The following is a 12,358-nucleotide window of genomic DNA, read 5'->3' as shown; positions in this document are numbered from 1 at the left end:
CTAGAAATGAAAAAGTGGGTATTTATTTCTCTTTTTATAGTATGTACAGCATGTGTAGGCTTTTATATATTACCAGTATTTCAAAAGGAGATCGATGTTAAAATTGCAGAAAAAGATAACAAAGTAAAAGCCGCGAACACTGAAAAGATAGAGGTTACAGAGGAACAAATTTATAAAGGTGATCTATTATTAGTTAATAAAGATTACCCGGTTAAAAAAGATAGTGTTAGGTCCGATATTATAAATGTAAATCACAATAGTGAATTAGTAAGAGGCTATGTAATATTTGATAGAAATCTTCGCTTATCAAAGGGTGTTGTAAAAAAGTTTTTGAACGTTGTCGATGCAGCTGGGAAAGATGGAGTACAGCATTTCTTAATGAGTAGCGGTTACCGAGATTTTCAAGAACAAAGTAAATTATATAAAGAAATGGGATCTGATTATGCACTTCCAGCAGGATATAGTGAACATAATTTAGGTTTATCACTCGACGTTGGGTCTACTCAAAAGAAAATGGAGAAAGCTCCTGAAGGAAAATGGATTGAAGAGAACGTATGGAAGCACGGATTTGTTTTACGTTATCCGAAAAATAAAAGTAACATTACGGGCATTCAATATGAGCCGTGGCACATACGTTATGTCGGCTTACCACATAGCGCAATTATGCAAAAAAAGAAGATTACGTTAGAGGAATATTTGGACTTCTTAAAAGAGGAAAAAGAAGTTTCAACTGAGGTTGAAGGTAAGAAATATACGGTTTCTTATTATAAAGTTTCAGATCGTATGAACGTGAATGTTCCGGTGAATAAGCAGTATGAAATTTCGGGGAACAATATGGACGGGGTTATTGTGACTGTTCAAGAATAGAGAAAAAGGCTGGTCCATTTTGGGTCAGTCTTTTGGCATATAAGAAATGGATTGCCGTTTTTTGTCGGTAAATCGATATTCCTTGTCGAATCATTGATATAATTTCCTGTACTCTCAACATTTTGTGGATTGTTTTTTTATTTACCATTAAACATTATAACGTTATATTTACTTTTCTTTTTTTTCGTGATACTCTAAATATGTGAAAGAGATATAAAATGAAACTTTAATGTAAGCGTATTCTTATGGCTTCTTATAGAAAAGGGTGGAAATACAATGACAGAACGATTCGTGCTACGTAATGTGAAGCGTGTGAACGGGGAAGAGATTGACATTGTAATTGAAAATAATAAAATCGCACAGGTGACGAAAGCTGGTTTTGGCGAGGGTGAAAAGGTTCTTGATTACGCAGGTACTTACGTATCGAGTGGATGGATTGATTTGCACGTTCATGCTTTTCCAGAGTTTGATCCGTATGGCGATGAGGTAGATGAAATTGGCGTTAAGCAAGGGGTAACGACAATTGTTGATGCGGGCAGCTGCGGGGCTGATCGTATTGCGGATTTAGTATTAAGTAGAGAACAGGCAAAAACGAATTTATTTGCCTTTTTAAATATTTCTCGCATCGGTTTGAAACGAATTGATGAATTATCCAATATGGAATGGATAGATAAAGAGAAAGTAATAGATGCAGTAGAAAAGTATAAAGATGTAATCGTTGGATTAAAAGCGAGAATGAGTAAAAGTGTCGTTTGTGATAGCGGAATTGAACCGCTGCACGTAGCGCGTTCTTTATCTCGTGAAACATCATTACCGATTATGGTACATATCGGTTCAGCTCCTCCGCGTATTGAGGAAGTTGTACCTCTTTTAGAAAAAGATGATGTCATTACACATTACTTAAACGGGAAAGAAAATAATTTATTTGATGAAGAAGGCAAACCGCTATCTGTGTTATTAGATGCAGTGAAACGCGGTGTTCATTTAGATGTTGGGCATGGTAATGCTAGTTTTTCTTTTAAAGTAGCAGAGGCAGCGAAGTGTTACGGCATTGCCCTTAATACGATTAGTACAGATATTTACCGGAAGAATCGTATACACGGTCCAGTTTACAGTATGGCTAACGTTCTTTCGAAATTCCTTTACTTAGGGTATCCGCTAGAAGAAGTAATTGATGCAGTTACGAAAAATGCGGCAGAGTGGCTTAAGAGACCAGAGCTTGGCCGTATTCAAGTAGGGGATATTGCAAACTTAACTTTATTTACGGTGAAAGATGAATCGATTACGTTAATTGATTCAGAAGGGGATCAGCGCGTTGCTGAAAGAAGAATTGATACGAAAGGGGTTGTAATCAATGGGTTATTCATTGAATGCTAAGTACGGATTAAAAAGAGTTATTAATGCGAGCGGTAGAATGAGTATTTTAGGTGTATCCGCTCCTACAGATACAGTTATGGATGCGATGAAACATGGTGGACAAAATTATGTAGAAATTGCCGATTTAGTAGATAAAGCAGGAGACCATATTGCAAGAATTTTAGATTCAGAGGCAGCGGTCGTTGTGAACTCAGCATCGAGTGGAATTGCGCTTTCTATCGCTGGTATCGTTACAGAAGGAAATCGCCGTAAAAGTGAAAGACTTCATCAAGAAGTAATCGCGAAAAACGAAGTGATTATGTTAAAAGGTCATAACGTTCAATACGGTGCTCCTGTTGAAACGATGATTTATTTAGGCGGCGGTAAGCTCGTTGAAGTAGGTTACGCAAATGAAGGGAAAGCGGAGCATATTGAAGATGCAATTGGCGAAAATACAGCAGCTATTCTTTATGTGAAATCGCATCATGCAGTGCAAAAAAATATGATTTCTGTTGAAGAAGCGTGGGAAGTAGCGCAGCGAAATAATGTACCACTTATCGTTGATGCGGCAGCTGAAGAAGACATTCAAAAATACGTGAAGTATTCAGACCTAGCCATTTATAGCGGTTCAAAGGCGATTGAAGGACCTACTTCTGGTATTGTCGGCGGTAAACGAAAATATATTGAATGGCTAAAAGTGCAATTACATTGCAGCGGTAGAAGTATGAAAGTTGGGAAAGAAACAACTTTCGGTTTACTTCAAGCGCTTGATGAGTACGGAGTAAAAGAAGATAAGAGTGAACAAGAAAAAGAGTTGTTACAAGTACTTATGCCGCTGAAAGAGTTAAACGGTGTAAATGTAACAATCGTTCAAGATGAAGCTGGAAGAGCAATTTTTAGAGCGCGTATTCATATTAACGAGAACGAATTAAATAAAACTGCAAAAGATGTTGTGACCGCGTTACGCGAAGGGGAAATCGCAATTTACACACGTGATTACGGAGTAAGACAAGGATTCTTTGATATCGATCCACGTCCACTTCAAGGTGATGACATACATGTAATTGAAGAAAAAATGAGAGAAATTGTAGGGGGAAACTAAAATGACAAACATTCAAAAACGTTTTTATAAAGGCCGCGTAGCATTAAATGTATTAGCGAACAATACCCGAAATGCGAAAGATATTTTTGAAGCCGCAGAAGGTTATGTAGTAGTCGGAGTGTTATCAAAAGATTATCCAACAGTAGAAGAAGCAGTTACAGCGATGAAAGCATACGGAAAAGAAATTGATGACGCTGTATCAATCGGACTAGGAGCAGGAGATAATCGCCAAGCGGCAGTTGTAGCTGAAATTGCGAAGCATTATCCTGGTAGTCATATTAACCAAGTGTTCCCTTCAGTAGGAGCGACGCGCGCAAATCTTGGCGGCAAAGATAGCTGGATTAATAGTTTAGTATCACCAACAGGAAAAGTAGGTTACGTAAATATTTCTACTGGCCCAGTTAGTGCGGCTGGGGAAGAAAAAGCAATCGTTCCAATTAAAACAGCAATCGCACTTGTACGTGATATGGGCGGGAATTCATTGAAATACTTCCCAATGAAAGGTTTAGCGCATGAAGAAGAATATCGCGCTGTTGCGAAAGCATGTGCGGAAGAAGGATTTGCATTAGAGCCAACAGGCGGAATTGATAAAGAAAACTTTGAAACAATTGTACGTATTGCATTAGAAGCAAACGTAGAGCAAGTTATCCCGCACGTGTACTCTTCTATTATTGATAAAGAAACTGGCAATACGAAAACAGAAGATGTTCGTGAATTACTAGCGGTCGTGAAGAAGTTAGTTGATCAATATGCGTAAGAAAATTGCAGCATTCGGTGAAGTTATGATGCGCCTGCAAGTGCCAGGGTATGAATTGCTATCGCAAGCAAACACCTTAAATTACTCATTTTCTGGTACAGGTGTGAACGTTGCAGCAGCACTTTCTCATCTAGGGCATGAAGGTTTTCTTATTTCAACTTTACCGGAAAACTCTGTTGGGGATGCTGCGGTATCACATATTCAAAAGTTAGGCATTCAGGCACCGTTTGTTTCAAGAGGCGGTAAATATGTTGGTATGTACTTTTTAGAAAATGGATTTGGCGCACGCGCAAGCCGCGTTACATATTCGAACCGATTAGAAAGTAGTTTCAATACGGCATGTGAAGAGATGTACCAATTTGAAGAAATCGCAAAAGAAATTGATATCGTTCATTTTTGCGGGATTACCCTTGCGATGAATGATACTGTGCGCCATCATATGAAATCTTTGGCGAAGGCAGTTAAAGAAAATGGAGGCACTGTCGTTTTCGATTGCAACTATCGTCCATCGCTTTGGGGAGAAGATGGGTATGAACAGGCGAAACCTCATTATGAAGAAATGCTAGGCCTTGCCGATATTGTAATGATGAATGAAAAAGATGCGATGTTTGTTCTCGGAATGAAAACGGAAGAGACGGAGCGAGAAGCACAGCTTGTTGATCTTATTCCAAAAGTTGCTGAAATATATAATATCGCTACAATTGCTGGGACACATCGTTCTATTAATAGCGATAATACACACTCACTTCGCGGATTCATATGTAAAGATGGGACGTTCACTTTTGCCAAAACACTTACGTTTTCTGTATATGATAGAATAGGTGCTGGAGATGCTTATACGAGCGGAATTATTCATGGCGAGATAGAAGAGTTTGCACCAGAGAAAGCTGTTTCATTTGCGTCAGCAGCTGGAATGCTTGCACATACAATCGTCGGTGATACGCCAATGTCATCAGAGAAAGATATACTTCGGGCAATGACGGCATCAGTAGGTGATGTAGAAAGGTAGTGGGTGTAACGGTGAACGTAACGAGAAAAAGAGGTCCATTATATTTACAAATTAAAAATATTATTCGTGATCGAATATTACATGGTGTTTATGCCATTCATACAAATATTCCTTCTGAACCACAATTAGAAGAAGAGTTCAAAGTGAGTAAAATTACAGTGCGAAACGCAATTAAAGAACTCGTTCAAGAAGGATATTTAGAAAAGAAAAGTGGTAAAGGAACGAAAGTCATTCGAAATACTTCTGCGACAAAGCTTTCAAAGGGAAAGAAATTTACAGAAGTGTTAGTGGAAGAAGGCTATAAAGTACAAAAGAAATTGCTAAAGGCAGAAGTGGTTCATAATGAAGAAGGAACAGTACCATTTCGTTTGTTTGGTAAAGAGAGTTTTCGTATTGAGCGTCTATATGCTTTAAATGATACTCCGTACATTCATTATACGCACTATTTCTCAGCACAAATGGCAAGTACAGACTTAGCGGACTTTGACTTACAATCGCTTTATGATCTAGTCGAGGACCGTGGTATACATTTAGAAAACTTCAGAGATGAATTCGCTGTTGGATTTGCGCCTAATTTCGTTGCAGAAGCGTTAGGAGAAAAAGAGGGAACAGCGTTATTAAAACGTATGCGCTATTCTTACGATGAAGTTGGCGAAGTAATTGAATATAGTGAAGGCTACTACAATACGGAAATGCAGCATTACGTTGTAAATTATGATGTGTAAAAAGTGAAGAGGGACCAATTCCCTCTTTTTTTGTAAAAAAATTTCATATCGAAGGGGAATGGGATATGGATATATACTTATTAATCGTCACGTTAATTGCGATCGCAATTGTTATTTTAGGGGTATCATGGTGGAAATGGCATGCGTTTATTAGTCTAACAGTTGCTAGTCTATTTTTAGCTATTATGTCTGGGTTGAACTTGACCAAAATTGTTACTGCCTATGAAACTGGTGTTGGTAGTGTACTAGGGCATTTAGTTGGTATTTTGGCTCTCGGAACAATTTTAGGGAAAATGATGTCCGATTCAGGGGCTGGCATGCAAGTAGCAGATTTCTTCATTCGATTCTTCGGGGTGAAAAAATTACCTTGGGCTATGTTATTCGCCGGATTTGTTATAGGGATTCCAGTGTTTTTTGAAGTGGGAATCGTCATTTTATTACCACTTGTTATTTCAATTCGAAAAACAACGAAACAAAATATATTGTTAATTGCGTTACCTGTTATTGCTGGATTATCGATTGTACATGGGCTAGTGCCGCCGCATCCAGGTGCGATGACAGCAATCGGGATTTATAACGCGAATTTAGGAAAGGTACTATTGTATTCATTAATTATCGCGTTACCAACAGCAATTATCGCAGGACCGGTATTTGCAAAGTGGGTACATAAGAGGGTTATACCTGAAAATGAACCGGAGCTTGTTCGAGTTACGACAGTATCAACTGATTTACCGAGTCGTAAAGTTTCATTTTTTATTATTTTACTGCCAGTAGTTTTAATGATTTTATCAGTAGTCGCACCATATATTTCATTACCGAAAAAAATAACTGAATTTTTAGTATTTGTAGGAAGTCCGGTAATCGCTTTACTTATTTCATGTTTCGCAGCGTTTTATTTGCTTGGTATAAAACAAGGAATTAATAAAAAGATGATTAAAAAATTAACAGATGAAAGTTTACTACCTGTCGGTTCCATTATTTTAATAATTGGTGCAGGCGGTGGATTTAAACAAATATTAATTGAAAGCGGCGTTGGAACAGCCATCGCTCAAATGGCAGAACATATTTCATTATCACCAATCGTCTTAGCGTTCATGGTAGCGGGATTAATCCGAATTGCAACAGGTTCAGCTACTGTAGCATTAACGACAGCAGCTGGAATTGTTTCACCGGTTATTCAGCACATGTCGGGTGTAAATTTAGAATTACTCGTTATTGCAACCGGTGCAGGTTCATTAATGTTTTCTCATGTAAATGATGCAGGATTCTGGCTTGTAAAAGAGTATTTAGGTTTGACAGTAAAAGAAACGTTTAAAACGTGGACGGTGCTGGAGACATTGTTATCATTTATTGCATTCGGCTTTGCGCTTTTACTTAATATGTTTGTTTAGAAGAAGGGGGTGCCTATTTAAAGGTATCCTCTTTTTGTGTTGGGGCTCTTTTCATGAAACAAGCCCGTTTTTAGGAGTGCCAAGCTTCCTATTTGCCCTGAAAACATAATATAAATGGAATCCCCTCATTTAGAGCAAGTTGAACTTGTTATGAATGATACTAAAGGAGGAATAGAGTAATGAGCGAAAAGTGTGAACACAGACATGATGATTGCGACCGCAGACGTGGGTGCGGAGGCGGTTTTGCGCTTCTAATCGTATTGTTTATTTTATTAATTATCATCGGTGCTAGCTGCTTCGGCGGAGGCGGCGGTGGTTGTGGTTACGGCGGTTATGGTGGCTATGGCGGCGGCTATGGTGGATACTGCTAATTATTTAAAAACTATTGAAAATGGCCTTGTGCAATATGCACAAGGCCATTTTATTCATATTTTTATATGCTGTGATAATTTATTAATGTACAGAGAGCGGATTAAGAAAAAGAAAATAATCTCGATAATCCCGAAAAAGGTGAGTACAATCAGTAACTCTTTTAGTAACGAGAAAGAAAACATGCTTTGTAAAAACTTAACCGCAAATAACGTGTGAACACCAGCAACGATGTAAGGAACGAAAAATAAAATTCCTAATTGAATCGTTGCGGAGCGAAACATTTCTGATTCAGTTAAGCCCAGTTTTGTAATCGTAATGTACTTTTGTTTTTCATTCGTTAAGTCGTTATACATACGGAAGTATAAAACGCTAGCCGCTCCGATAAAGAAGATAAAGCCAAGAAATGCCCAAATAAAGAATTGAGCAACTGCATTTTCTTTATTATGGAGTAACTCATCAGTAGCTGTATAAATATTAAAAGGGACGGGAGATGCATGCTTATCATCTTTATGTGCCTCATAATATTTTTCGGTGTCATTACTAATACTTTTTAATATATTTTTCGTTGGAATAATTGCATTTTCCCAATTATCCACGAAGTAGTTATAAACTGTAATGGTTTCAATATGAGGAATCATAGTATCGATTGCATAATCTTGCATAATAACTAAATTTGCTAATGCAAATGGTGGTGCTATTCCTTTGTTAATAAATCCCTTTATATAAAACTCCTTTTTATTGGATTCAAGCGTAATTGTATTTTGTTTTACAAATGGATTTGATACAAGGTTTAATAGCTCTGGTGAATAGCCAGAAATAATGTAAACTTCTTTTGAATCAAGGGTGATTGTAGGTCTCTTTAACTGCTTAGCAATTTCGTTATAATCACTCATTTTCATAATTGCAATCTCTTCTTTTGAAGCATTATCTTTTAAAAGCGTAAATTTATATTTTTTATATTGAAAATGAGCATTGGAAAGTTCGGATTCAATAGTATTAACGTGCTTTCGTTCAAGGGAATGATCCCCTTCTAATTTGTATGTGAAGGGAATAGGATATCGCTCTAGTATCGACGCTTTTGTATTATTATTCGCAGCAAATAGTCCGATAATAATCGTAAATGCAAGCGCAGATAGCATAGAAACGATAAAGAGTACATTAATATTACTACGGGTACGAGCAACTAAGTCTGAAATCCATAACATGTTTATTTGTTTCAAATAAAACTTTCTACGCTTCTTTAAAATATAGATAAAAAGAAGAAATGTTTGTGAAAAGAAAAAATATGTTCCGATTACTACGAGTGGCAAAATAGATAATATAATAAAGAAGACAGATCCGTTTTGCACATTTTTTTCGGTTACGTAGCCTTGTGGATAACCAGCAATATAATAACATAACCCTAAACAAGTTAAAGCAAATATCGAAATGAGTATAGACGGCCTTTTTTCGGCTGTCACTTTCTTGTTCCCTTTAATAAGATGGACTGTTTTACGAGTCCGAATAAACATAGGTGTAAATGTAGAAACGATTAAAAATAAAATGATAAACGTTACGGTTGTCACGATAATCGCTTCTGTTGGCCAATATAAATAGAGACCTTTCGCACTTGTTAATTTTGAAGTGACTAATAAGAAAAAATTAGAGAACACTAGGCCACCTTGTATACCGATAAAGATGGACAATATCCCGATTATCATGTTTTCAGTAAATAACAGTCTTTTTAATTGTTTCTGTGAGATACCGAGAATCGTGAGTATCCCGAATTGCTGCTTCCGTACATTTAAAAATGTTCCAATTGAATATAAGAGAAAGAAGAACGAGAACATAACAATCACAAGCTGTGCTGTACTCGCTAAGTTCATTAGAGGATCCCGTTCTTGAAAGCTTTGTACATTTTGTAAGCGTGGATGATACGCGTATACAGTAAATGAAAAGAAAACCATAATAGAAAAAGCACTACTTACAAAATAAGCAAAATATGCTTTAGAATTACGCGAGACATTTTTAAATGCAAATTGCCAAAACGTCATCCACGCCTTCCTCCTAATAATGCTAAAACATCTAATATTTCTTGATAAAATTTCTCGCGATATAGTCCGCGGTGTAATTCATTGTAAAGCCCACCATCTTTAATGAAAATAACGCGGTTACAATAACTTGCTGCAAACGGATCATGAGTAACCATTAAAATTGTGGCATCCTCTTCTTTATTTAATTTCGTAAATAGCTCCATTACATCAATTGCTGCTTTAGAATCTAAGTTTCCTGTCGGTTCATCCGCAAGTAGAAGTGACGGATGATGAATAACAGCGCGTGCTACCGCGGTACGCTGTGCTTGTCCTCCAGAAACTTCAAAAATACGCTTGTCCAAAATATGATCAATTCCAAGTTTCTTTGAAATGTTATCGAGCTTTTCGTCCATTTCTTTTAAAGGAACATTATCTAAAGTTAAAGGCAGTACGATATTTTCACCGATTGTTAGTGTATCTAATAGGTTAAAGTTTTGGAAAACAAACCCTAACTCTTGGCGGCGGAAAATAGCTAGTTTCTCTCTACGAAATGTGTGCGGTTTTTTTCCATTAATCACGACATCACCAGAAGTAGGGGAGTCAATTGTAGAGATAACGTTTAAAAATGTAGATTTACCGCTACCAGATGGTCCCATGATAGCAACAAATTCTCCTTTATCTACATGTAAATTTATATTTTTTAAAGCAGTATGAGGGACTTTTCCTTCATACACTTTTGAGACGTTTTTTATGTGTAATACTTCTTCCATAATAATCACCTTTCTATTTTTAAAACTTAATATGTTGTGATAACTTTTGCATATAAAAGGAACGAATTAAAAGGAAAAAGAGAATTTCAACCGTTCCAAAAATCATAAGCACGACTGTAATTTCAGCGAAGAACGAGAGATTTAATACATCTTGTAGCATCTTTGTCGCAAACATCGTATGGATGGATGCCATAATGTAAGGGACGAAGAATAAAATAGCAAGTTGGATTGTAGCAGATTGCTTCATCTCAGTTTCTGTTAAACCAATTTTTGTAATCGTTATATACTTTTCTTGCTCATTTGTTAAATCTGTATACATTCGGAAGTAAAGAACACTGCCAGCACCAATAAAGAAAATAACGCCAAGGAAAGTTCCGATTAAGAAAAAGGAAGCAACATTTAGTTTCTTGTTGTATAAAGAGTCACTTGCTTCACTTGCGTGGAACGGTGGATGTTCTGCTTGAATCGCCGCATTGTCGTTAGCGATTTTTGTTATAAATGCTGAACCAATATTATATGCTTTTTCCCAATCCATAACTTTGAAGCTATATACACTCATTTGTTTCGAAATAGATGATAATGCTTCTACATTTTCATCAGATAGTACGATTAATTGAGGTACTAAACCAATTGGGAACGGGCTATAACTTGTATAGTCTTTAACCTGCAATGGTAAAGAGTTTTGAGTAAGTGTAAGAGTGTTTTTCTTTTCCTTATTATGAAGCGTTCCAATGACTTGAGCATCTAAATCTTTAATTAATATATAAGACTCGTCTTTATTCACTGTGAGAGTTTCCCAATTTAACGCCTTAGCCAGTATATTATAGTCACTTTGTTTAATTGCATAATAGAGCTGCGGGCTTTCTTCCGCCGAAGATACTTCATATATATCCGTTTTAAATTTCTTATAAGTAAACTGCTCTTCGTTAAATTTTTGTTCTAACCAATTTAAATGTTCATCAGCTAACGTATTTTCAGTATGTGATAAATAAGTAAACGGGAAAGGGTTTTGCCTTATTTCATCAAACTTTGTGAATTTCCCAAACCCATATAAGAATGTAATCATTGTGAAAGCGAGTGTCGATAACATCGTCACAATAAAGAGCATGTTAATATTCGTCCGAATACGGGTTGCTAAATCAGAAATCCAAAGCATATTAATACGTTTCATATAAAATTTTCTTCTCGTCTTTAATATGCGAATGAGTAAGAAGCTAATTTGTGAGAAGAAAAAATATGTCCCAGCTGCAGCAAGTGATGGGATGACAAATATACAGGAGGCAGCGTACAAAAGCCCAGCGATATCTCCTAGTGAAATAAAATATAGCGGGTTTGCTGCTAAAACATATCCAGATATTAAACATATCGCACCAAATAGAGAGATGAGTACGGATGCTTTTCTTTCTTTTTGTTTTGTTCCTTCTTTTAAAAGACGTACAGCTTTTCTCGTACGGATTAGCATCGGTGTAAAAGATGATACGAGAATGAAGAGTCCAAGAAAGATAATTATAGTTAAAATGATAGCACCTGTAGGCCACCAATATAAATATAAACCAGGCACATGCGTAATTTTGGCGGTAACTAATAAAAAGAACTGTGAAAAGACAAGGCCAAATTGAATGCCGAAAAATATGGATAGGCCACCAATTAACATGTTTTCTAGAAATACAAGCCTCTTTAACTGCTTTGGAGATATGCCAAGTACTGTTAAAATCCCGAACTGTTTTTTTCGTACTTTTAAGAAAGTACCGATTGAATATAGTAAAAAGAAAAATGAAAAGAATACAATGACAACTTCTGAGATTGTCATTAATATGTTCAGAGCAGCATTCACGCCTGTCATATGCAATTTAGGATGAAATAAATAAACTGCAAACGAGAAGAAAATTGCAATGGAAAACGCACTGCTTACAAAATAGGCGAAATAAGCTCTGGCGTTCCTTGTTACGTTTTTAAAGGCAAACTGCCAAAATGTCATTCACCTAAACCTCCTAATA

At 36.5% G+C, this 12,358-nt stretch carries 11 protein-coding genes; 8 read left to right on the top strand and 3 right to left on the bottom strand.

The window, feature by feature from the left end:
- The first annotated feature begins 6 nt into the window (after nt 1–6).
- From NSQ69_RS23985 to NSQ69_RS23950, 8 genes are all read left to right on the top strand, one after another.
- Nucleotides 7–867 carry a D-Ala-D-Ala carboxypeptidase VanY gene (locus tag NSQ69_RS23985; RefSeq protein WP_002167478.1) on the top strand — a complete coding sequence of 287 codons (861 nt, stop codon included), beginning with the start codon at nt 7–9 and terminating at the stop codon, nt 865–867.
- A gap of 276 nt (nt 868–1,143) precedes the next feature.
- On the top strand, nt 1,144–2,244 hold the full coding sequence (locus tag NSQ69_RS23980) for an amidohydrolase/deacetylase family metallohydrolase (RefSeq protein WP_341099756.1): 1,101 nt from the start codon (nt 1,144–1,146) through the stop codon (nt 2,242–2,244).
- The gene (locus NSQ69_RS23975) at nt 2,222–3,325 is read left to right on the top strand and encodes a DgaE family pyridoxal phosphate-dependent ammonia lyase (RefSeq protein WP_002184764.1); all 1,104 of its coding nucleotides are present in this window, start codon (nt 2,222–2,224) and stop codon (nt 3,323–3,325) included. Before NSQ69_RS23980 ends, NSQ69_RS23975 begins: the two co-directional genes overlap by 23 nt.
- Nucleotide 3,326: 1 nt before the next feature.
- Complete coding sequence (gene dagF, locus NSQ69_RS23970) at nt 3,327–4,082, top strand: 2-dehydro-3-deoxy-phosphogluconate aldolase (RefSeq protein ID WP_002129639.1); 756 nt, start codon at nt 3,327–3,329, stop codon at nt 4,080–4,082.
- A complete protein-coding gene (locus NSQ69_RS23965; RefSeq protein WP_002129637.1) occupies nt 4,075–5,091 on the top strand; it encodes a sugar kinase in 1,017 nt (338 codons plus the stop codon). The genes dagF and NSQ69_RS23965 overlap by 8 nt, the downstream gene beginning before the upstream one ends.
- Nucleotides 5,091–5,816 carry a GntR family transcriptional regulator gene (locus NSQ69_RS23960; RefSeq protein WP_002015828.1) on the top strand — a complete coding sequence of 242 codons (726 nt, stop codon included), beginning with the start codon at nt 5,091–5,093 and terminating at the stop codon, nt 5,814–5,816. The genes NSQ69_RS23965 and NSQ69_RS23960 overlap by 1 nt, the downstream gene beginning before the upstream one ends.
- 65 nt (nt 5,817–5,881) lie before the next feature.
- The gene (gene gntP / locus NSQ69_RS23955; protein WP_002167483.1) at nt 5,882–7,207 is read left to right on the top strand and encodes a gluconate permease GntP; all 1,326 of its coding nucleotides are present in this window, start codon (nt 5,882–5,884) and stop codon (nt 7,205–7,207) included.
- A gap of 179 nt (nt 7,208–7,386) precedes the next feature.
- The gene (locus tag NSQ69_RS23950; protein WP_002167484.1) at nt 7,387–7,578 is read left to right on the top strand and encodes a YjcZ family sporulation protein; all 192 of its coding nucleotides are present in this window, start codon (nt 7,387–7,389) and stop codon (nt 7,576–7,578) included.
- A 54-nt stretch (nt 7,579–7,632) separates the two neighbouring features.
- Here NSQ69_RS23950 and NSQ69_RS23945 read toward each other — a convergent pair whose 3' ends face one another.
- From NSQ69_RS23945 to NSQ69_RS23935, 3 genes are read right to left on the bottom strand one after another with little or no spacing between them, the layout of a single operon-like run.
- Nucleotides 7,633–9,612 carry an ABC transporter permease gene (locus NSQ69_RS23945; protein ID WP_341099755.1) on the bottom strand — a complete coding sequence of 660 codons (1,980 nt, stop codon included), beginning with the start codon at nt 9,610–9,612 and terminating at the stop codon, nt 7,633–7,635.
- Nucleotides 9,609–10,361, bottom strand: coding sequence for an ABC transporter ATP-binding protein (locus NSQ69_RS23940; protein WP_000393251.1), 753 nt, complete (start codon nt 10,359–10,361; stop codon nt 9,609–9,611). The genes NSQ69_RS23945 and NSQ69_RS23940 overlap by 4 nt, the downstream gene beginning before the upstream one ends.
- Before the next feature lie 19 nt (nt 10,362–10,380).
- On the bottom strand, nt 10,381–12,339 hold the full coding sequence (locus NSQ69_RS23935; RefSeq protein WP_098632316.1) for an FtsX-like permease family protein: 1,959 nt from the start codon (nt 12,337–12,339) through the stop codon (nt 10,381–10,383).
- Between the last annotated feature and the right edge of the window lie 19 nt (nt 12,340–12,358).

This window comes from Bacillus sp. FSL R10-2201, assembly GCF_038008665.1.
GTDB lineage: Bacteria > Bacillota > Bacilli > Bacillales > Bacillaceae_G > Bacillus_A > Bacillus_A mycoides.
The sequence above is the reverse complement of the archived record's forward strand: the minus strand, read 5'-3'. Positions and strand labels throughout refer to the sequence as shown.